Annotated in this window: 20 protein-coding genes; 19 read left to right on the top strand and 1 reads right to left on the bottom strand. The window is 41.4% G+C overall.

What is annotated here, in order from left to right; genetic code table 11:
- The first annotated feature begins 10 nt into the window (after nt 1–10).
- Both BLS59_RS09960 and BLS59_RS32685 read left to right on the top strand, forming a co-directional pair.
- A complete protein-coding gene (locus BLS59_RS09960; protein WP_091148506.1) occupies nt 11–1,927 on the top strand; it encodes a TlpA family protein disulfide reductase in 1,917 nt (638 codons plus the stop codon).
- A 165-nt stretch (nt 1,928–2,092) separates the two neighbouring features.
- On the top strand, nt 2,093–2,719 hold the full coding sequence (locus tag BLS59_RS32685; protein WP_162842604.1) for an acyltransferase family protein: 627 nt from the start codon (nt 2,093–2,095) through the stop codon (nt 2,717–2,719).
- A gap of 130 nt (nt 2,720–2,849) precedes the next feature.
- On the opposite strand, the gene BLS59_RS09970 is transcribed toward BLS59_RS32685, so the two are convergent.
- Nucleotides 2,850–3,881 carry an acyltransferase family protein gene (locus BLS59_RS09970; RefSeq protein ID WP_091148510.1) on the bottom strand — a complete coding sequence of 344 codons (1,032 nt, stop codon included), beginning with the start codon at nt 3,879–3,881 and terminating at the stop codon, nt 2,850–2,852.
- 234 nt (nt 3,882–4,115) lie between these two features.
- Between BLS59_RS09970 and BLS59_RS09975 the strand changes: the two genes are divergently transcribed.
- The 17 genes from BLS59_RS09975 (at nt 4,116) to BLS59_RS10055 (ending at nt 20,768) form a co-directional block, all read left to right on the top strand.
- The gene (locus BLS59_RS09975) at nt 4,116–5,270 is read left to right on the top strand and encodes an acyltransferase family protein (protein WP_091148512.1); all 1,155 of its coding nucleotides are present in this window, start codon (nt 4,116–4,118) and stop codon (nt 5,268–5,270) included.
- 320 nt (nt 5,271–5,590) lie between these two features.
- Nucleotides 5,591–6,826 carry an ABC transporter ATP-binding protein gene (locus tag BLS59_RS09980; protein WP_091148515.1) on the top strand — a complete coding sequence of 412 codons (1,236 nt, stop codon included), beginning with the start codon at nt 5,591–5,593 and terminating at the stop codon, nt 6,824–6,826.
- Between the two features lie 50 nt (nt 6,827–6,876).
- Nucleotides 6,877–7,533 carry an FkbM family methyltransferase gene (locus tag BLS59_RS09985; protein ID WP_240315214.1) on the top strand — a complete coding sequence of 219 codons (657 nt, stop codon included), beginning with the start codon at nt 6,877–6,879 and terminating at the stop codon, nt 7,531–7,533.
- A complete protein-coding gene (locus BLS59_RS09990) occupies nt 7,533–8,249 on the top strand; it encodes an FkbM family methyltransferase (protein ID WP_091148521.1) in 717 nt (238 codons plus the stop codon). The genes BLS59_RS09985 and BLS59_RS09990 overlap by 1 nt, the downstream gene beginning before the upstream one ends.
- A complete protein-coding gene (locus tag BLS59_RS09995) occupies nt 8,249–9,136 on the top strand; it encodes a glycosyltransferase family 2 protein (RefSeq protein ID WP_091148523.1) in 888 nt (295 codons plus the stop codon). Before BLS59_RS09990 ends, BLS59_RS09995 begins: the two co-directional genes overlap by 1 nt.
- Nucleotides 9,137–9,149: 13 nt before the next feature.
- The gene (locus BLS59_RS10000; protein ID WP_091148526.1) at nt 9,150–9,872 is read left to right on the top strand and encodes a glycosyltransferase; all 723 of its coding nucleotides are present in this window, start codon (nt 9,150–9,152) and stop codon (nt 9,870–9,872) included.
- Nucleotides 9,869–11,026, top strand: a complete 1,158-nt coding sequence (locus tag BLS59_RS10005; RefSeq protein WP_091148529.1) for a glycosyltransferase family 4 protein — start codon at nt 9,869–9,871, stop codon at nt 11,024–11,026. Before BLS59_RS10000 ends, BLS59_RS10005 begins: the two co-directional genes overlap by 4 nt.
- On the top strand, nt 11,016–11,963 hold the full coding sequence (locus BLS59_RS10010) for a glycosyltransferase family 2 protein (RefSeq protein ID WP_091148532.1): 948 nt from the start codon (nt 11,016–11,018) through the stop codon (nt 11,961–11,963). Before BLS59_RS10005 ends, BLS59_RS10010 begins: the two co-directional genes overlap by 11 nt.
- The gene (locus BLS59_RS10015) at nt 11,948–13,018 is read left to right on the top strand and encodes a glycosyltransferase family 4 protein (protein WP_091148534.1); all 1,071 of its coding nucleotides are present in this window, start codon (nt 11,948–11,950) and stop codon (nt 13,016–13,018) included. Before BLS59_RS10010 ends, BLS59_RS10015 begins: the two co-directional genes overlap by 16 nt.
- On the top strand, nt 13,011–13,880 hold the full coding sequence (locus BLS59_RS10020; protein WP_091148536.1) for a hypothetical protein: 870 nt from the start codon (nt 13,011–13,013) through the stop codon (nt 13,878–13,880). Before BLS59_RS10015 ends, BLS59_RS10020 begins: the two co-directional genes overlap by 8 nt.
- Nucleotides 13,880–15,031 carry a glycosyltransferase family 61 protein gene (locus tag BLS59_RS10025; protein WP_091148539.1) on the top strand — a complete coding sequence of 384 codons (1,152 nt, stop codon included), beginning with the start codon at nt 13,880–13,882 and terminating at the stop codon, nt 15,029–15,031. Before BLS59_RS10020 ends, BLS59_RS10025 begins: the two co-directional genes overlap by 1 nt.
- Complete coding sequence (locus tag BLS59_RS10030) at nt 15,031–16,041, top strand: glycosyltransferase family 10 domain-containing protein (RefSeq protein ID WP_091148541.1); 1,011 nt, start codon at nt 15,031–15,033, stop codon at nt 16,039–16,041. Before BLS59_RS10025 ends, BLS59_RS10030 begins: the two co-directional genes overlap by 1 nt.
- Entirely contained in the window at nt 16,020–17,024 is a 1,005-nt protein-coding gene (locus BLS59_RS10035) for a glycosyltransferase family 2 protein (protein ID WP_091148544.1), read from the top strand. Before BLS59_RS10030 ends, BLS59_RS10035 begins: the two co-directional genes overlap by 22 nt.
- On the top strand, nt 17,006–18,046 hold the full coding sequence (locus BLS59_RS10040) for a hypothetical protein (RefSeq protein ID WP_091148546.1): 1,041 nt from the start codon (nt 17,006–17,008) through the stop codon (nt 18,044–18,046). The genes BLS59_RS10035 and BLS59_RS10040 overlap by 19 nt, the downstream gene beginning before the upstream one ends.
- Nucleotides 18,039–18,914: a hypothetical protein gene (locus BLS59_RS10045; protein ID WP_091148549.1), complete on the top strand. Its 876-nt coding sequence runs from the start codon at nt 18,039–18,041 to the stop codon at nt 18,912–18,914. The genes BLS59_RS10040 and BLS59_RS10045 overlap by 8 nt, the downstream gene beginning before the upstream one ends.
- A complete protein-coding gene (locus BLS59_RS10050; protein WP_091148553.1) occupies nt 18,874–19,848 on the top strand; it encodes a hypothetical protein in 975 nt (324 codons plus the stop codon). The genes BLS59_RS10045 and BLS59_RS10050 overlap by 41 nt, the downstream gene beginning before the upstream one ends.
- A complete protein-coding gene (locus BLS59_RS10055) occupies nt 19,845–20,768 on the top strand; it encodes a glycosyltransferase family 2 protein (protein WP_162842605.1) in 924 nt (307 codons plus the stop codon). Before BLS59_RS10050 ends, BLS59_RS10055 begins: the two co-directional genes overlap by 4 nt.
- Nucleotides 20,769–20,859: the final 91 nt, after the last annotated feature.

Here is a 20,859-nt window from a genome sequence, read left to right on the forward strand (position 1 = left end):
ATTAAATCTCATGACCAGATCATTTTATATAATATGCCTGTTTGTGCTCGGTTTCGGCCGGGCACAAGCCCAGGTATTAATAATCCAGCCCGATAAGCCGCAGCGGGGAATGCCGGTGACTATAACCTATCATACCAATGCTCCCGGAGCCAAAATCAGTAAAGATGCGGCGGCTGTTAACATCGTGTTCACCTATTCTACCTTTTACGAATTACCTTGGAAAATGCCCATGAAAAAAAATGGGGACGACTGGGTAGCCACATTTGTGCCGCAGCGCTATGCAACCTTTGCCACCTTTTATCTGCAAAGCGGGGATATTGTAGAGAAACCTGCCGACAGGCACTTTTCGATAGCCGTATATAATGGGGATAAACGGGTAAAGAGCGGGTTATTGCATGAATCTTACAGCTTATCAGCACAAATGCCCAAAGCTGCTGATCTGCAAGCCCTGAAGCAAGACCTTCAGGAGCAGGAACTTAAAAACTACCCCAATAATTATGAGGCGAAGGTGGCTTTGCTGCAAACCAAAATACTGCGTGCCAAAACCGCCCCGGAAAAGCTGAAGTACCGTAATGAGGTCCGAAAGGTTATTGCTGCAAAGCTTGAAGAAAATCCAACTTTTGGCGGCAATATTAACCTGGTTACCATGGGGTACCTTATGATCGGCGAAAAAACAAGGGTGGATTCGGTGCGTCAGGTTATTATGAACCGTTTTCCAAATGCCGATGTATCCATAGATCGAAGGGCATCAATTATCGCGCAAGACAAAGACAGTATCGGACGGACCGCTAAATTGGAAAAATTACTTAAAAAAGGTGAAAGGCCCGGTGAGGAAGGTTCAACAAGTATACATCAAATGCTGTTTGAACATTATGCTTTGATCAAAGATTCGGTAAAAGCTTTAAGGCATGCAGCTAAGCTGGTTGCAAAAACCAATCCATATACACCCGAAACTTTAAAGGATATTGCCGCCAAACTAACCGAATATAAGGTTGCACCCGCGGCTGCTATCAATTATGCCCAAAAGTCATTAACAATGGCTGTTCAATGGCCGGTAGGTATCATCAGGTATTTCCCCGAGTACGGCTATATACCATCATTTGTAGCAGATAGCACAAGGGCGCAGGCTGTTGCCGATGCTAAGTGCACGTTAGTATCTATCATAGCTTTAAATAAATTATATCAAGGCGACCAAAAGGCTGCTTTAAGCGCTGCTGCCCGGGCCATGACTTATGCAGATAGCAGGGAAGGGCTGCTTAACGTAGCATCCGTTTATCAACAAACCAATAATAATCAAAAGGCGTTTGATGCTTTATGGAAACTGCTTTTAAAGAATCCGACAGATACTGTTGTGCTCAGGACAGCAAAAAACAACTTTTTAAAGTTTAATAATTCTGAAACGGAATTTGCTACCAAGGTAGATGAGCTGGCCGCTTTGGAAACAGCACAGCTAACGGCCAAACTTAAAAAAGAGCTTATGAATAAGCCCCATCCGGATCTATCTGGTCTTGTAGATCTGGATGGCAACGCAATAGCACCCGAAATAATGAAAGGTAAAATTGTAGTGCTCGACTTTTGGGCAACGTGGTGTGTGCCCTGCATGCAGGAGCTGCCTTACCTGCACAAGGTGTATGAAAAATATAAAGATAACCCCAAGGTGATATTTATGGTGGTAAACAGCGGATCAAACAATACTCTTGCAGATGCGCAACAATGGGCAAAGAAAAATCAACAATACACCTTCCCAATATACTATAACAAAGACAAAGATATTGGCGAAAAGGTTGGTTTTACAGTAATTCCAACCATTGCAGTGTTAGATCAGGACGGTTTAATGCAATACAGAACTATCGGCTTTGAAGGAGAAATATTAGAGAAAAAGCTCTCAGTTGAGATCGATATACTCTTACAGAAAAAAAAGAGCTAATTATGCGATCAGCGGAGGGGTATTTGGGGAGCTAATATGCTAAAAATTTTTAAATGAAAATTCAGCTAAAATTAAAGCCCGTATGTATTTTTAAAGCCTCATTGAGCGTTTAGCTTAATGGGGCTTTTCAATTTATTGCTTTAACCTATTGAATTTATCTTAGGTTTGTTTTATGCTTTTAAAATCAGTAAAGTAAATCTAAGCCATGTACTAAAAAGAGAGAATAATAATTTTGATCTCATTAGGCTCATTTGTTCTTTATCTGTAATAGTATTTCACGCATATTATCTTTTTAAATCCGACCAAAGGGACACAAACCCACTTCAACAAGTCAGACAGGCTTCTGGCAGTTTGGCTGTATATGTATTTTTCTATCTAAGTGGGGTTTTTATAACTGCAAGCTTTATAAATTCAAATGCGTTCAAGTTTATTGTAATGCGGCTTTTAAGGATTTGGCCCGCATTAATCGTTTGCCTGTTGTTTACTATTTTCTTTGTTGGCCCTATCGTTTCCAGCTATACACTAAGACAATACTTTTTGGAAAAATCTACATGGGATTATTTGCTGCATGGCATTTTGTTATACCACTTACGATTTGAATTGCCAGGGCCGCTACGGCAGGCTATTACGTTGCACTATGCGTTACGCACCGGGTTTCATTTCGCAGCTAGCCATGCTGCCGCACACAGGCAAATATTCGTTTCTCCGCGTGCCTATATCTTAGCCGCACATAAAATAGCCACAACACCACATCTACAAGTTAGCGACACGGGAAAACAGTCAAGAGTATAATAAAACCGCATCTATCGCCGCGGCTCTTGACAATTTTCCTATTCTGCGCTTTGGTTGTTTAAGCGGTGATGTGGCAGATGTGTGCCGATGAACAAATTACCAAACTACATTCAGTATATTGCAGAGAGCATCAGAGATCTACGGGTATATTAATAACCAATGCTGTTTGATCATTATTAGCATATTTTATTTTTTTTGAAACTATTTTGGATGGCTTTTCTATCAATAAATAAAATATGTAACCGGTTAATATTGCAACAATAATTTCAACTAAGAGAGCTACTAACTCATTTAGTAAAGGTTTTATAAATAATCTTTTCAATAGGCCAGCGGTTATGATCTGTATCAGGCTATGTGTTAAATAAAGCGAATAAGAAATTTTCCCTAAAAAGAAAAGCGGTTTTATTTCAATTGTAAAGGTTAATATAATAATAGATGTTATAAAAAGGATAACGAACAATAACACACCAAATTTAATTAAGATAAAAGCTAATAAGATTAATGGTACAAGGTAATTTACTACACTTCCCTTTTTTAAAAGAGATACAAGAGATATGCCTAATGAAAAAATAGGAGCATAGGTAAAAACTAAATAATAACTATTGGAGATTGGAATTAAACATGTTAAACTAAATAATATTAAAAAAGACATTTTATAAAGCGAGCTGTTATTAAGAAAATAAATTAAACCAATAAGCAGGTAAAATTGAAATTCAATGCAAAGTGTCCAAAAAACATGGTTATAAAATGGATACTTTGTGAACGGTACTATATAAAAAATATGGGCTAAAAACTGTTCGGGGATAAAAGGTATGCTTTGTCCCTTAAAGGATGGGAGCATTGATAAGCATTTAAAAACAACTATAGTAAGAATAATGGTGATAAAATATGAAGGATCTATTCTTATACTTCGTTTAACTAAAAATCTAAAAAATTGATTTGTTTTATAATTTTCTGCATTCATTGAGAAAATTATTATAAAACCACTTATTAAAAAGAAAACCTGTACTCCGTTTTGCCCTGCATTAAAAATCTGTGCCAGCATCGGATAATTTTTAATGCCTGAACCGAAGTGACACAAAACTACACTTATAGCAGCTATTCCTCTCAAATATTGAACACCTAATATTGTTTTGGTTTTGGTATCATCCACATTTATCATAGGTAAATGTAATTAATTATTCAATCTTTGTAAGAAATTGCTTTGGCTGTAAAATTCTTATTATTTACAATTCGGCTGTACGTTTTACGAGTCTTTTAATCTCATGTTTTTTTATTTTTATAGGTAGTTGTATAATTTGAAAAAATATGATTTTTAGAAAAAACCACGAAATGTAACTTCGCCACCTGTAAAAACGTTCAAAGGTACTTTTAGTTTATTTTATTCAATACCTGGATGGCAAGACTGATTCAGGTGATAATTTTGATATTATTGGTTCATCATTTAAAGAAGATTGACCTGCTAAGAGGCATAGCGATCATATTGGTGTTTTTGTTTCATTGCCATCTTATACTTTTTGGAGCGAATGGATCGGGCATTTCAGATATGAATTACGCAGCGCCGGGCTTTAGTCTCAAAATGATTCTGATCAATTTTTCCCCTACGGCTCTTGGCTGGACGGGGGTTCCCTTATTTTTTATTATTAGTGGTTTTTTGATACATCTTGGGTTCCTCAAGAATAATGAGTCTTTCAACAGCTTGACGTTTTTCAGTAAACGGTTTTGGCGAATTTATATAACTTATTGGTTTAGCTTGTGTGTATTTATCATAGCCAGGCATTTTCTGGTAAAAAACGCAGGAAAAGTAGATCTTACAGATTTGCTTTTGCATACCCTTACGTTGCATAACTTAAGTGACCGATATTTTTACAGCATCAATCCTGCCTATTGGAGCCTGGCAGTGGAAGTTCAGCTTTACCTTATTTACCCTTTGTTTTTGTATATCAGAAAGATAATCGGTATCAAAAAAAGTTTTATGCTGATTACAGGCGGTTCTATCTTATTGGTTGCACTTGGTATTCTATTTGCCGATTTCAATACCCTGTATATTTATAGCAAAAACACATTGCTTCTCTGGTATGTGTGGGTAGCAGGGGCGTATTATGCGGAGGTTATATTTTTGCCAGGTAAACAACTCATTTCAAAAAACAGCATATTGTATTTTTTAATTGCTTTTTTTATGCTGACGTTATCGGTTGGCTTTCATTTCACCGCTCATTTTTCTTTTTACCTTGCAACGCTTGCCTGGATCATTTTTTTTGACTGGATACTGTATGCAAAGTCCATCAATGTAAATAACATCTTGTCGAAGTTTTTAATATCCACCGGGTTATGCAGCTATAGTTTCTACCTTATTCACCAACCTTTTTTAGAGCAGCTCCTTGGCGTATTCGGCTTGTGGTCGGGTAGTCGCTTGCATATTCTGTCAATAGTTCCTGCGTTTTTGTCTATACTATTTATCTCGTATATATTATACGCTACGATAGAAAAATCATCCATCCGTTTGGGATATAAATTACGGAAACGAAGGTTTTCTGAACCTAAGGAATAAAAAACGCCCCATGTTTGGCCGTAAAGATATTCATACATAGAGAGATAACGAATATCAGCTATAAATTGGGCGTAAATAGGCTGCTATTGTTCTTGGCAAACGGCAAAGTTTGCTTATTTTAGACGTTCTGCTGGCGGCAGGCGGTGTGAGCAAGGTGGTCTGCAATAACGAAAGTTATCGTACGCTTATGTGCTATGACGATAGGTATGGTAATCAATTTGTAAGCAGTTTAAAGTGTGACTGACGAGGCGAAGCCATGACCTGCCGTGAATTACCGGCGAAGTGTTTTGGCCTGGAAACTAAGGAAATAATATAGGCAGATGACAAAAGTTATAAGGGCTGAAGGACTGTACAAAGCATATCAACTGGGCGATGTTGGTACTGGTACGATCGCTAATGACCTGAAACGTTTCTGGGCCAGGGTTCAGGGAAAGGAAGATCCTTTTTTAAAGATCGGCGAGATCAACAAGCGGACTGAGAAGGGACTTGGCAATGTTATACTGAGTCTGAAAGATCTTAATTTTGAAATAGAACAGGGCGACGCGATTGGTATAATAGGCAGGAACGGGGCAGGAAAAAGCACTTTGCTTAAAATATTGAGCCGTATAACTGCACCAACTTCAGGTTCAATTAAAATAAAAGGCAGGGTTGCCAGCTTACTTGAAGTAGGCACTGGTTTTCACCCTGAGTTGACGGGCCGGGAAAATATTTTTTTAAATGGTGCCATTCTTGGCATGCGCAAAGCCGAAATCCGGCGCAAATTTGATGAGATTGTAGATTTTTCAGGTGTGGCTAGGTACATAGATACACCTGTCAAAAGATATTCCTCTGGTATGTACGTCCGGCTTGCCTTTGCAGTAGCAGCGCACCTGGAATCTGAGATTCTGATCGTCGATGAAGTATTGGCCGTGGGAGATGCGGAATTTCAAAGCAAATGCCTGGGAAAAATGGGGGAGATTAGCAAAGGTGAGGGACGAACGGTATTGTTCGTTAGTCATAATATTGGCAGTATCCAGCAGCTTTGCAGGCAATGTATGTTGCTGGAGAACGGTGAACTGATTTCATTTGGCGAGAACGGACCGGTAATTGAACAATACCTTGCCACGAATTCTGGCTCCTTGTATGAAAATGCCGACACCGAAGCTGAAGTGCTTGTTTCCAGCGCCTGTTTCGAAAATGCGAGCCTGCTGAACTCGGAAGAGGCAATCATCAATATGGAAATCAGGAGTAAACTAAATTGCCGACTTTCTATTGATGTTCGTGTCAACTCAAATCTGGGGGTACCAGTTGGGTTCGGGTCTATAGGTACGCTAAATTACGATCAGCAAATAAATGTTAAACCGGGATCGAACAAATTGAGTCTTGGGCTGGATGTTTCGCAGCTGGCAATAGGTAATTATGCCCTAAGCGTGGATATTACCCAGCCCAATGTTAAATTTTATGACAGGTGTGAAAATTGCCTGGGCTTTGAAATCGTTAAACTTGATGAAAATGACAGGAGGTTATCACAGTACTGGGGATACGGCTCTGTATTAATCCCGTTAAAGCTAAAATGAAAACACAAATGATCTCAGCGCTATCCCGTTTATTGCGGCCCGTCCCGGAAATGGACTTTGAACAAAGCCTTATTATCAATAGAACAGAGATTTTTCGACAAAAGCAAATTGATTGTATCCTTGATGTGGGGGCGAACACTGGGCAATATGCCGAAAGTGTGCTGTCCAATTATTCATGTAGGATTATTTCGTTTGAACCCATGAAGCGGGAATTTGACAAATTAAATAAAAAATTAAGTAAATATAAGCAATGGACCGCCCATCATATTGGACTTGGGGAAAGTGAAGAACAGTTGTCGATTAACGTTTCAGCTAACTCTTTCAGTAGTTCACTGTTAAACCTTAACGCTGAAACGCTTGGTTACAACCAGGATATTGGCTACGTTGGCAACGAAACTGTACAGATCAAAAGACTGGATGCCATTTGGAATGAACTTAACATAACCGGCAATCGTACTTTACTGAAGATTGATACGCAGGGTTATGAAGCTCGGATACTTAATGGTTGCCGCGACATCGTAGATCAGCTGTTCGGCATTCAGGTGGAACTTTCGGTTGTTCAACTTTATCAGGGAGAGCCGTTGTTTGATGAAATGTTCCATAAAATACTTGCACTTGGTTTTGACCTGTATGTTATTGAACCGGGCTATAAAGATCCGCATACCGGTAAATTGTTGCAGTTAGAAGCTGTATTTTTTAGAAGTTAATGTATAACCGACTTAAAGCACTATTGAAAAGCAAGCCCGATGGACGGGAAGAAGTAGGCACAACCAGGTCATTTTCACAATATGGCGAAGACCAGATTATCCTGGCCCTGCTGTTTATTTTTAAACTGGAAAATGTCAATTATCTTGACATCGGCGCGAATGACCCTTACCGTCTCAACAACACCGCTCTGCTTTATGAAAAAGGATTTTCCGGGGTCAATATCGAACCCGATCCTGGAAATTTTTTACGACTCAGCCTTGTCCGAAAAAAAGATATCAATTTAAATATCGGAATAGGTGCCAGTAGTGGAATCATTAAATATTATCGTTTCACAGATTCGGTATACAATACGTTTTCGCAAAAAGAATACCAGCATCTTTTAAACCGGGATAGCCTGGAACCTCTTCCCGCGCTTGATGTTGAAGTACAAACCTATACAGAAGTCATAGCGGCGAATTTTGGAGGGAAACCACCTGTATTGCTGTTTATTGATACGGAAGGGCTTGACGAAGAGATCATAGATTCTATAGACTTTGACAACCTTCCGCCCAAGGTAATCTGTATTGAAACGTTTTCCTACGGAGAATTCAAAAAAGATCATGCACTGGTAGCGAAGATCCTCAACAAAGGATACCATATTCATGCTGATACATTTGTAAATACGATATTTATTCACCATTCGCTTTTGCCTTATCCTGAAAATAGCCTCTCGTAATGCCAGTATTTTCTAAGATATCTATTGTAACACCATCTTATAATCAGGCGCATTTATTGGAAGAAACGATTCTATCTATCCTGGGTCAGCGCTATCCAAACCTTGAATTGTTGATCATGGATGGTGGGAGCACAGATAATTCCGTGGATGTGATTAAGAAATATGAAAACGAGATAACTTATTGGATTAGTGAAAAGGATAACGGGCAGGCAGCGGCAATCAATAGTGGATTTCGGAAAGCTACCGGGGATATCCTGATGTGGATAAACAGTGATGACATGCTTATGCCGGGCGCATTGTCTTCTGTTGCAGAAATAGTGCGTGATAAAGGGGATAAGGTATTCATAGGAGATTGCCTGCATTTCAGGAAACAACCTGGAGGCCCCCTGGATGCCTGGGGAAGCGATGTCGCAAATGATTCAAAGAAACTGGATCTCAGTACCTTTGATTATGTAATCCAGCCCTCGAGTTTCTGGACGCGTTCTGTTTGGAAAATAACTGGCCCATTAAATGAAACATTGCATTATGCCTTTGACTGGGAGTGGTTTTTACGATGCAGATCAAAAGGCATTGCGTTTGAATATGTGGATAAATGTTTGTCGATGTATCGGTACCATGAAGGGCATAAGTCTTCGGGAGGAGGAGAACAGCGACGGGCAGAGTTACTTAATATATATCGGAGATTTAATCCCGGGAAAGCTGATCTATATGCACTCTTAATGCAGGAAGCGGATCGTAAACATAGCCTGATCTATCGGGGGATTAAAAAAAGCCTCCATTTTTTCAAAAGTAATCACTCTTATGCCCGCTTGTTAAAAGCGGTCTATCCAGGAAAATTTGCCTGCTATAGCATTGACGACATCGAATTGTTGGTCAGGATGCTGTAGCTAAATATCTCCAATGAAATTTTCCATACTTACCCCTTCGTTCAATTCCGGAAAATACCTCGAAAGAGTGATTTCGAGCGTAAAGGCGCAAACCTATTCTAATTGGGAACATATCATACAGGATGGTGCGTCAACAGATGAAACTGTTGGTATTCTGGGCGCTCATCAGCACCTGAACTGGTTATCTCATGCTGACAGCGGGCAGTCTTCAGCGATGAATATAGCGTTTCAACGTTCAACAGGCGATATAATTATCTACCTGAACGCAGATGACGAACTCCGGCCAGACGCGCTTGAAAATTACAAACGGGCTTTTGATTTGAATCCAGGGATGGATATGGTGGTGGCTAACCTTGAAACCGACCATAATGGTACCAGGGTGTTCAATCGGCCCTCTATACATCTTCAGGAGATATTACACTATTGGCCCTGCGTGTTTCCAGCAAATCCACTTTCCTATGCTTACAGGCGGGCACTGCAAAGTAAGATCGGGGTATTCCCTGAAGACAATCACTACACCATGGATTACTGGTTTCTTTTGCGTGCGTTGCTAAAAGGGAAGATTATGAAACAAGATTTCACCAGCGGCACCTTTTATTTTGACGGCCAGAACAAATCTGCTGACGCGGATAATGCCAGAAAATCGCTCAAGATCGTCAGGGATGATTTTTTGCGCCAATATTTCTGCTATCCGGTAGTTTTGCGGTTTATCGTCAAAAAAATAACGAGTAAATGAAAAATAAGAAAATTCTTTTTGTTCTTCACGATGCGGCAATGATGGGAGCTCCGATGGTGATATTGCACTTCTTGCGGTGGTTAAATGTTCATGATAAGGCAGATATCACGATATTGCTAAAATGTGGCGGCCCACTGGAGGCCGAGTTCGAGAAGATTGCTCCGGTTTACATTTGGAGGCCAGGCATGTTGCCATCTTCAATATATTTGAGAGGGCTATCTGCCTTTCGAAAGGTAGTAGGAAGAAAGGGAATAGCGGTTCCATTTCCGCCGAAATTGAAATCTTCGGGGTTTGATTTGGTTTACCTGAATACGGCAGATACGATGGAACTCGGGCCGCTATTAAAGGGGTTTTATCAATGCCGGCTTCTTGCACATATTCATGAACTTTCTTATTCGTTAAATGCTTATTTCTCGCATGCTTTCAGTCTGGAAAACCAAAATGTTGTGGATGGTTATATAGCGGCGAGTGATAGTGTGCGGCTAAATATTCAAAAGAGTTATGGCATACCATCGGAGCGGATCAACGTGATCAATGAATTCATACCGGTAGCTGAAATAACGAGGCCGGACCTTGCCCCCTTGCATTTAAAAAAAGAATTAGGCCTGACTGCCAGTTTTATTGTCGGTGCCGCCGGGCAAGCCGGATGGCGTAAGGGCACAGACCTTTTTATCCGCCTGGCGGCCGTTGTTAATAAACTATTGCCGGATAATGATATAGTATTTATGTGGGTTGGACACCAATCAACAGAAGTACATGCCCAAATTGCTTACGAGATTGAACGTCTGCAGCTTGCTGAAAAAATATGTTTTACAGGTCAGAAAAATGTTCCTCAAAATTATTTTCAATTGTTTGATTTGTTCGCACTGATGTCCCGGGAAGATCCATTTCCACTGGTAAGCCTGGAAGCTGCTGCCCTTTCCAAACCCATATTGTGTTTCAGAGATACCGGTGGTATCCCCGAGATCATTGATGATACTACGGGTGGTGTTTTTGCATATGATGATGTCACGGCGATGGCGGAATGTGTTATTACATTTTATAAAGATCGCCCCAAGGTACAGGCGATTGGCAGAAATGCCGCAAAATTGGTTCAACAATATGATGTTGATATACTTGCCCCTAAGTTATTAGCAGTGATCAATGCTTACTGAACTTGCCATTGTTATACCTGCCTATAAATCCAACTTCCTGGAAACTGCGCTGGATTCTATCGTGGCGCAGACAAATCATAATTTCATTGTTTACGTTTCTGACGACGGGAGCAGAGAAGACCTCCTTGCTATCGTTAACTTATATAAGTATAAGTTAAATATTGAATATTATCGGTTCCCCGATAACCTGGGAAGAAAGGACCTGGTCGGACACTGGAATAGAAGTGTTCGCCTATCCGCAGAAAAGTGGGTCTGGCTTTTTTCAGATGATGATGTCCTGTCACCGGGGTGCGTTGAGGCGTTTTATCGTGAACTGGAAGCCACCGGAGCAGCATATAACCTTTACAGGTTTAATATTGAAATGATTGACAGTATTGGTGCCACTATCTGTATAAAGCAGCCACACCCGGTACTCGAATCAGCTTATGGCTTTTTAACCGGCCGGCTTCAATCCCGCTCTTTGAGCGCGGCTGTGGAATACATCTTCAGAAAAGAGGTATTTGATAAGTACCAGGGGTTTGTTAATTTCCCTTCGGCTTATTGTGCTGACGATGCCTCCTGGCTCATTTTTGCAGACGATCAACTGATATTCACTATCCAGGCGGAGAAGGTATACTGGCGCGCAAGCGGTATCAATATTAGCGCAGGGAAAACACGGGCTTTCCCCAAAGCGCAGGCGTTACTGCAATTTATCGCATTTGTCACTGAAAAATTCAGCACACAGAGATCTGAGCTGCTGGCTATGGCATATCCCTGGTTCTTTGAAAATCTGCTTTACATACAGGGGCGGCTATCAGTTTTACAATCGGTGCAGTTATCCCGGAAATTTTGCCGGATCATGGGAGGACGGGAGATGGATGTATTCAAAAAAATATTTGCATTGCAGTACAGGTATACCCGGTTCGCATCTTTTCTTCAGAAATGGTCAGGTTATTAGCCCTTCGCGAAAGATTCGCACATATGAGTAGCATTAGCGGTTATGATGCCCTATACGGTCATTTTACGCCCGATATAGAGATTGAATCTGTGTTCTGCAATTTTAAAAAAATGTATCCGCGTGGCGTAGGTCGCCTGCTGGAAAAATCATCCAGGCTTGTCGGCGGATCTGGCTTCTACAATGCACAGTCATTTGAATCAGAGATTCGGCTATTCCTTAAAGCCCGACGGAAAAAGCATGATATAGTTCACTATTGCTATGGAGAATCCTATTTAGGTTTCGGGGCGATATTGACCTCGCGCCTGAAATTACCGCTGGTGGTAACTCATCATCAGCCAGTGTCCTGGTGGGCGCAAAATTCTGCCTTGGCACATAAGTATAAAAATGTGAACACTGTTATCACCTTATCAGAATATGATAAGAATTACTTTGAGGACCTGGTGCCAGGAAGAGTTGTTTGTATACCGCATGGCGTAGATATTGATTTTTATAAGCCGGAAACTTCTCTAAAAAAAGAAAGTGGGCCATTTAAGATCCTCTTTGTCGGAAGATACCTGCGTGACACATTGACGCTCAGCCAAGCCGTCAAAAAGCTTCTGTCTTTTCCAGCGGATATTTATTTTGACATTGTTTATTCAGATAAGGCAGGTTATTTACCGGCCGAAATGCGGGAACTTTCAACACTTTCAAAAGTAAAATGGCATTCGGAGATCGGTGACCAGAATTTACTTGCCTTATATAGGCAGGCAGACTGTTGCCTGATCCCCCTTAACGATTGTACGGCGAATAACGCTATACTGGAGGCAATGGCCTGTGGGGTACCTGTAATAACAACAAACCTGCCGGCAGCACATACCTATCTTGATGACACCATGTCTATTATGTGCCGGCAAAAAAACTCGGATGACCTTGTTGAGGCTGTATTATTGTTATATAATGATATTTCAGCCAGGGTGGTTATGGGGGAGAGAGCCCGCAAAAAAGCAGAACAATATTTTGACTGGAATATAATTGCCAGTAAAACCATAACTTTATTTAACGATTGTAATGAATGATTTAATTTTAACCATTGTTCATGGTTATGACTATCCTTTCCTTCAGCCTTTTTTTGAATCATTAAAAAAGGTTGCTTTCAAAGGGGATATCGTTGTTTTTATCTCGGAGACTGTATCGAAAGCAACCCGGGCGGCGTTGAAGAAAAACGGGGTTATCTTGATTGATTACCAAACAACGCATCCTTACCTGACAGAGTATGCTCACGCATTTGAGGCAATCACTCCAGAGGCAAGTATATCAAATTATCGTTTTATATTGTTCCTCGAATACCTGCTTGCTAACCAAATGAAATACAAGAAGGTGATGATGACCGACGTGAGGGACGTTATTTTTCAAAGAAATCCCTTCCTGGGCGTGGCTGAAGACAAGATCAATGTTTTCCTTGAAGATCCGGTGCAAACTTTCCGGTATTCGGCGCTCAATTACCAATGGTCTTCCGCCGCCAATGGCAGGGAGGTGACGGATAGTTACATAGATGAGGTGGTTAGCTGCGCAGGGTTTACGATAGGCGGTACCGATCCCGTTATCGCATATCTCAAACATATGAAAAAAAAACTGGAGCATCATGCGAAATTACCCTGGGCATTTGATCAGGGAGTACATAATGGCTACGTTTATGCCAAAAAGCCGGCAGAAATGCGTGTATTCGCCAATGATGATCCTTTTGTAGCTACCTTAGGCGCGTATCAGCCGTATCACATGAACGCGTCTGCTGAGGTGGTGAACAGCAAAGGAGAAGTTTACGCAGTGGTGCATCAATATGACCGGTCAGGCAAACTGTTTTCATTAATCAAACAAAAGTATATCGGAAGCCGTGTGCTGCAAAAACTAAAGCGAATATTTTACTTGGTAATGCCCTAATGCGTAATCATTGGAAAGAAAAGATTAAAGACGCGGTTCTGGCTGTTTTAAGAAGTTCGGCGTTTTACCGTAAGCACTTTTTTATTCCGGAGTCAGTTGTCACACTTGCTGGTCTGCCCAACGAGATCGTCAGCTACTTTGAAAACGCTCCGTTGGTAAACAGGGGTATCCCCTTAACAACCGACGGCAATATCTACTGGAAATATAAGCAATCACTTGTGTCTCTTCCGCAGCAGGTATTTGTGCTGGATGTGCGGGGATGGCGTGTATGGGGAAACCAGGGGGCCGTGGTTACAGATGATGGACAGCTATTAGGGGATGTATCGCGTGAATTTGAGAAAGAAGAACATAGTATTTTTAAACAGCTTAAACTTGTTCCGCCAGTAACACTAAGCGGAACATCCGTGATATTGAGTGCTTCAGGTGCGGATATGTATTACCATTGGATGTTTGATATCCTGCCCCGCCTGCAATTACTCAGGACGGCTGGTTTTGACAGTAGTTTGATAGATCATTATATTCTTGATTACCGGGACATTCCGTTCCAGCGGGAAGCATTGGCAGCGCTGAATATATCTTTAAAAAAAATTTGCCGGGCTAATGACCATTTTGGGTTTCATATACGCGCAGAACGTCTGATCGTTCCTTCCCTGCCCTCCAGACTGGACGAAGTGGCCGCATTCGCCTGCCGGTTTTTAAGAGAAACTTTCCTGAATGAACAAACATGCAGTTCTTATGGCGAGAGAATTTACCTGAAAAGATCCGGTAAACGGAGTATTACTAATGAACGGGAGATTGAAAATTATCTGCTTGAACAGGGTTTTGAGACGATACTGTGCGAACAGTACACCATTGCACAACAGGCATTGATTTTTCATCATGCCCGGATTATCGTGGGGCCGCACGGAGCGGCATTTAGTAACGTCGTTTTTTGCAAGCCGGGGACTAAGGTACTTGAGTTTTTTTCACCCCGGTGGATCAATCCCTGTTACTGGACGATATGCGATCACGTCAAAGCCACCTATTATTACCTGGTCGGAGAGGGGCCTCCCCCCGATGCTAAATCTGACGCCGAAGGCACTAACGCAGTTATTGAGTTAAACCTTGAGAAACTAAAAAAATTAATAAATCATTTCAACATATTGAACTGATGCAGCAGGTAAAGAAAGTTATAAAAATAAAATTTCAAAACGGTCTGTCTTTTGGAATAGGTGTAAGGGAAGTATTTAGCTGTGTGTCAGATTATTATGAATTTCTGGATAGCGATGATCCTGATTTTATTATTTTCGGTCCTTATGGGAACGACCTGCCGCCAAAGAGCGATCGTTACGTGAGGATCGGCTATTATTGTGAAAACATAGCGCCCGACTTTTCATTATGTGAATGGGCTTTCGGAATGCCACTGGAAGAGGAAGTCAGACACCCCAACTACAAAAAAATACAATGGCATAATCTTGATCCTGCAGAACTGCTCAAAAACAATCCCGATATTGACAGGATCATCAGTACAAAGACTCGGTTCTGTAATTTTCTTTATGGTCACAAAGTGCCTTACAGGGAGGCTTTTTTCAGGGCCCTATCAAAATATAAAAAAGTGGATGCACCTGGCAGGTCGATGAACAATATGCCATCGATAGACAATCTATTCCAGGGGGATATATGGGAACGCAAAAGGCAGTTCCTTGCACCTTATAAGTTTACAATCTCTTTTGAGAATAATTCTTATCCAGGATATCAGACAGAAAAGCTTTATGATGCCATGCTGGAGTGGAGCATCCCAATTTACTGCGGTGACCCTTACATTACAGACCTATTCAACCCGGATAGCTTTATTAATGGGTTTGACATACTTAATGCAGATTATGGTGTACTGACCCGGGCACTTGAAAAAACAACGCAGATGGATTTCAAAGATTTCCGGCCTGGCGTATTTCATAATATGCCTGATCATATTAAGCGAAAGATAAAAATAATTGGCAGGGAGTTAAAGATGAGGGTACAATTTAACGGACTTAAGTATGATAAGCTTGTTGATAAAATAGTTGAACTCGATGAAAATGAAGGTTTATACAGGCAGATGCTCCTGGAGCCCTGGTTTAAGAACAATAAAGTCCCATCAAATACATTAGCTGTAACGCGATGGAAGGAGATATTCGGGTAGTGGAAACAGTTCCACTGGTTTCTGTGATCATCCCGGTATATAATGCCGGTTCTTATTTAGCAACATGCATTGAGTCTGTCCTCTCTCAGACCTGGCATAACCTTGAAATCATTGTGGTAGATGATGGTTCAACGGATAATAGTTATGATCAGGCGAAGCAGTTTCTGGGTAATGGTGTAAAACTCATCCGTCAGTACAACGCCGGGGCAGGGGTTGCCAGAAACACAGGACTGGATGCTGCTTTAGGCAGTTATATCCAATTCCTGGACGCAGACGATTTTCTGTCTCCTGATAAAATAGCATCCCAGTTAGAGATCTTGAAAAATTACCCGGACTATGTTGGCTTATGCTGCACCGTGTTTTTTAATGATCATGAAGACCCGCATGCTGTTTCTCAATGTAAAGAATGGTATGCCGAGGGAAGCGATGACCCGGTGGATTTTTTGATCAAACTTTATGGTGGTTACCATGAAAACTATGGTGGCATGATACAGCCGAACGCCTGGCTTACACCAAGGCATATTATTGATAAGGCAGGACGATGGACAGAAGAACGTAACCCTGACGATGATGGAGAGTTTTTCTGTCGGGTACTATTGGCTTCGGCTGGAGTTAGATATTCCGAGAGTGGTTTAAATTATTACAGGAAAAGTACAACGGCTACCATGAGTAACCGCGGCAGTTACTCCCGGAGTGTAGCGGTGCTGAACTCGTGGATATCAAAAAGTAAGCAATTGAAACCATTTGAGCACCGTCCAGGGATCAGAAAAGCGCTGGCTTTTAATTTTACCGAACTTTGCTATCAAAATTATGCTGAATTTCCTGATTTAAGCAGGCAGGCTTATCTGCTTGCCTTATCCTATGGCGGATTAGCTCACCCGCCTTATTTAGGTAATAAATTATTCAATAAGCTAAGATTCCTATTACCCTGGAAAGTTTTGTTGTTGCTTCAAAAATACTACCATTGGATAAAGGCGAAGTGATATTGTATTTTTATATCGATCAGGATCATTTTCCGTATGATTACCATAAAGAGCTGAGTATTGACGACAAACAGAACAGCCGGGTAAAAGCCGCATTGTCGTCTGCCGATACCTGGCTGTTATGGCCTTTCCGTACCTATCTTGAACTTAAAGATTATTATTGTTGCCATCTTGTAGATGAAATGCCACAAGAGGGGATCATTTTGTTTTTCCGGGGATCGATCAGCATGGATCAGCAGCCCTTGGAAAAACAATTCTGGATATGCCTGGTAGCTGACAGTACCTGGCACCCTTTTAGTCAGGTTAATATTTTCCAGAACCGGGAAGCCGCTAAAACTTACAAGAACGGTCATTTTATAAGGCACTGGCCATCTCCCGGTATCCTCAGGCGTACAACACCATTGGTAGGGATTAAATGTTTATATTACATGGGTGATATAAATAATCTCACGCCGGAACTCAAATCAGAAGACTGGAAAAACTTTCTTTCGGATGAAGGTATACGCTTTATTTGCCCAACGGTGGAGAGCTGGAGTGATTACCGTGATGTGGACGCTGTTGTTGCGATCAGAAGCTTTGACGGTGACCCTTATTTGAATAAACCGGCTAGTAAATTAATAAATGCCTGGGCAGGGAACGTTATTGTCATTGGTACCAATGAATCTGCCTACCTTGCAGAAACAAACGATCCCCACGACATGATTAGGGTAGATAGTTATACGCAGCTTAAGTTGATACTATTACAGCTGCGTGACGATCTGGAATTAGCCAGGATGTACCAATCCAGATCAACGGAGAAATCGGTGAAGTACTCTTTGGATTTTTTTCGGGATAATTGGATACGGCTGATTGAGGACAACATCATTCCTATGACCAGTGTATGGACCAGGAAAAGTAGGTTGGATTATAGGTTATATATCATCGGACGATTGTTTAAAAAACGTTTTTTTTCCTTGCAGAATCATTTCCGCAGCCGCATAACTAATAAAATCACTATGTATTTGAAATCAAGGTATGAATAGGGTTAGTCTGGTAATTTTCACCTGCGAAGGGAGAGAGCATTTGCTGAGCAAAACGTGGAAGTCTTTCAATGCCGCCTGTGGTTTTAAATTTGATCAGGTCATCCTCGCTGTTGACGGAGTTATTGATAGTACCATTATGAACCTAATCAACCCGGATCAGGTGATTTATGGTTTTAAAAGGAAAGGATATGTAATCAGTATAAAAAATACGATCATCAATATCAAAACGGAGTTTTTTTTCTGGCTGGAAGATGACTGGGCTTTTCATACCCACGTTGATGTACCTTATTATACCTCTTTATTGAACCAACACACGGATTGGGCCGGGATTGTTTATAGTAAATACGGGCCGTTGACTGATGATTTTAAAAAAGAACAATTAGGCCAAAACCTTTTTCTGAACATTAACGGTTACTCCACCAATCCCGGTTTTAACCGAACTGCACTGATCTGTGAAGGGTTTGCAGCAATGGATAATTCCAGGAAAATGGAAGGAGAGAAAGAAACTGGGTTTGAAAACTTTCTGACTGCATATTTTAACAGACGGTCGGTGAAGTATGCGCTGATCGACCCGATTGAGGGTATCGCTATTTCACACGAAGGCTACCTGGAAAGTACTCCCCGTAACTGGCATATGATCAGTTCTCTTGAAAAAAAAACGGAAAAACATTTGCTTATATTTCCGGAACCATCTATGTTCAGACGATTGTACATGATTTTGAAACTGATCCGGGCTTTTTGCGGGCTCGCCTTTCGGCAATTATGGAATAATGAGGTATACGAAATGTGTTTTAGGATCATCGCAATTTCAATCGCGACAAAACAAGATGAAAGAAAGACGACAAGTCATCACGATAGCGACAGGTAAAAAACTATATGTTGACTTCGCGGTAAACCTTGCCAGATCATTTTTTCTCTGGCACACGGGGGAAGATATTAATTTTCAGCTAGTTACCGATTTACCGGAGCTTGTTCCACGTGAGCTCCTTGCCAAAATAGAGCTGATTACCACCGGTAAAGGGGAGATTGGTGAAGGATTTTCGCCTAAACTGCATCTTGACAAATTGATCAGCGATGGACATACGCTTTTCATTGATAGCGACTGTCTGATTTACCGTAACCTCGATTTTGTATTTGAGCAATTCCGTGGACACCATGTTTCCGTTATTGGAAATTACATATGTAAAGGGGAGTGGTTCGGCGATGTCGCCGGGATCTGTACCTATTTTGGCATTAAGGAAATTCCGAAATTTAACGGTGGGATCTACTATCTCGAAAGCGGCGCCGTGGTAGATAACGTGTATGCGGAAGCACGCCGGATCGAAAAGATTTATGATCAGGCAGGTTTTGTCCGTTTGCGTAACCGGCCCAACGATGAAGTTATCCTGGCAGTGGCTATGCAGTTAAACCAGCAGGTAGCCTTGCCCGAAGACGGAAGTATTATGGCGGAGTTTGTGAATTTCCGGTCAGGTATAAAATCAAACCTGTTTCAAGGTGTAGCCGAACTGTATAATACTCCCCAACACCGTGATTATGTCAGGGAATGGCCGCTTACTGTTGCCAAACCGGCTATTGTACATTTCCTGGGCCACCATAATCAGATGATGCCTTATATTCGCGAAGCTGCCCTGCTTGCAAATATCGTTTCGGGCTCAAAAGCATTTAAAAAACGGATGATGGTGCAGTTAACAGTGGTTATACCCCACCTCGTTGGCGTTGGGCTAAAGAATCTTTTGCGGCCCATGTACCACGCTTTTTTTGGAGCTAGAAAAATCAGGAAATCAGAAAGAATAATAGATTGAAAGACGTAAGTATCATTATCCCAACCTATAATCGCTTGTGGAGCTTGCCGAAGGCATTGGAAAGTTGCCGGGAAACCGGCTTGGATATTGAAATTATTGTTGTAGACGATGGAAGTAACGATGGTACGTGGGAATGGCTGAGCAAGCAGTCCGGAGTCATTAGCATTTTTCAGTCCAACGCGGGAAAGGATTGGGCCGTTAACCGGGCACTTGCAACCGCGACAGGTAGATACGTCCGTTTTCTTGATTCTGATGATTGGTTCCTTCCTAGTTCAACCGACAAGCTTTTCGAAGAGGCGGAAATAAGCCAGGCAGATGTTGTGTGCGCGGGGTACCAGGTATCTGCCAGAGATGAAATAATCCGGGAGATCAGCTGGATCGATTGTGATGATTTCCTAGCACAGCAATTGGGAGAATGTGATTCTTCGCATTACAGTGCATACCTTTTTAAACTTGAATTTATAGCAGATATACCTCATCGGCAGGAGTACGGAGCCTTGGATGATCGTAAATTTATAATCGAAGTGGCCATGAAGTTTCCCCGCTTGAGCCATTTGAAAACATTTACCTTGGTGCATCACTTTCATGATCAGGAACGGCTACAAAACCCATCGGGTCTTCAGGAAACAGCAGACCATCTGGCACGATTTAAAATTTATCGGAATGCTTTTGCCCGATTAGCTGAAATTGGTGAACTTACACAGCGCAGGAAAAATGCGGCTTGCAATATTCTGTGGCATATGGCACATTGGGTTGCCAAAACACATATTGCAGAGGGGGAAAATATTTATCGCTGGGTTTACGAGCTTAACCCCGATTTTGTGCCTGATGAAAAATCCTTTATTTACCGCCTTTACAGGTTGCTGGGATTTAAAAGAGCTGAAAAAATATTACATATAAGACGTTTACTAAAATTATAAGCCCATAAAACCACTTAATATCTTTTACGACGAACCTCAGAACGACCGCTGGGTAAAATATGACCGTTATCCCCGGAATTTCATCCGCAGG

Origin of the sequence: Mucilaginibacter pineti (genome assembly GCF_900101875.1) — a bacterium.
Lineage (GTDB): Bacteria > Bacteroidota > Bacteroidia > Sphingobacteriales > Sphingobacteriaceae > Mucilaginibacter > Mucilaginibacter pineti.

Excerpts from the sequence above, each read along its gene's own strand:
- BLS59_RS10045 (WP_091148549.1), top strand. The coding sequence starts at position 18,039 with ATGAATAGGGTTAGTCTGGTAATTTTCACCTGCGAAGGGAGAGAGCAT.
- BLS59_RS09995 (WP_091148523.1), top strand. The coding sequence starts at position 8,249 with ATGCCAGTATTTTCTAAGATATCTATTGTAACACCATCTTATAATCAG.
- BLS59_RS09980 (WP_091148515.1), top strand. The coding sequence starts at position 5,591 with ATGACAAAAGTTATAAGGGCTGAAGGACTGTACAAAGCATATCAACTG.
- BLS59_RS09990 (WP_091148521.1), top strand. The coding sequence starts at position 7,533 with ATGTATAACCGACTTAAAGCACTATTGAAAAGCAAGCCCGATGGACGG.
- BLS59_RS10020 (WP_091148536.1), top strand. The coding sequence starts at position 13,011 with ATGAATGATTTAATTTTAACCATTGTTCATGGTTATGACTATCCTTTC.
- BLS59_RS10015 (WP_091148534.1), top strand. The coding sequence starts at position 11,948 with ATGGTCAGGTTATTAGCCCTTCGCGAAAGATTCGCACATATGAGTAGC.
- BLS59_RS10035 (WP_091148544.1), top strand. The coding sequence starts at position 16,020 with ATGGAAGGAGATATTCGGGTAGTGGAAACAGTTCCACTGGTTTCTGTG.
- BLS59_RS09960 (WP_091148506.1), top strand. The coding sequence starts at position 11 with ATGACCAGATCATTTTATATAATATGCCTGTTTGTGCTCGGTTTCGGC.
- BLS59_RS10005 (WP_091148529.1), top strand. The coding sequence starts at position 9,869 with ATGAAAAATAAGAAAATTCTTTTTGTTCTTCACGATGCGGCAATGATG.
- BLS59_RS09985 (WP_240315214.1), top strand. The coding sequence starts at position 6,877 with ATGGACTTTGAACAAAGCCTTATTATCAATAGAACAGAGATTTTTCGA.
- BLS59_RS10010 (WP_091148532.1), top strand. The coding sequence starts at position 11,016 with ATGCTTACTGAACTTGCCATTGTTATACCTGCCTATAAATCCAACTTC.
- BLS59_RS09970 (WP_091148510.1), bottom strand. The coding sequence starts at position 3,881 with ATGATAAATGTGGATGATACCAAAACCAAAACAATATTAGGTGTTCAA.
- BLS59_RS09975 (WP_091148512.1), top strand. The coding sequence starts at position 4,116 with ATGGCAAGACTGATTCAGGTGATAATTTTGATATTATTGGTTCATCAT.
- BLS59_RS10030 (WP_091148541.1), top strand. The coding sequence starts at position 15,031 with ATGCAGCAGGTAAAGAAAGTTATAAAAATAAAATTTCAAAACGGTCTG.
- BLS59_RS10025 (WP_091148539.1), top strand. The coding sequence starts at position 13,880 with ATGCGTAATCATTGGAAAGAAAAGATTAAAGACGCGGTTCTGGCTGTT.
- BLS59_RS10050 (WP_091148553.1), top strand. The coding sequence starts at position 18,874 with ATGAAAGAAAGACGACAAGTCATCACGATAGCGACAGGTAAAAAACTA.
- BLS59_RS10000 (WP_091148526.1), top strand. The coding sequence starts at position 9,150 with ATGAAATTTTCCATACTTACCCCTTCGTTCAATTCCGGAAAATACCTC.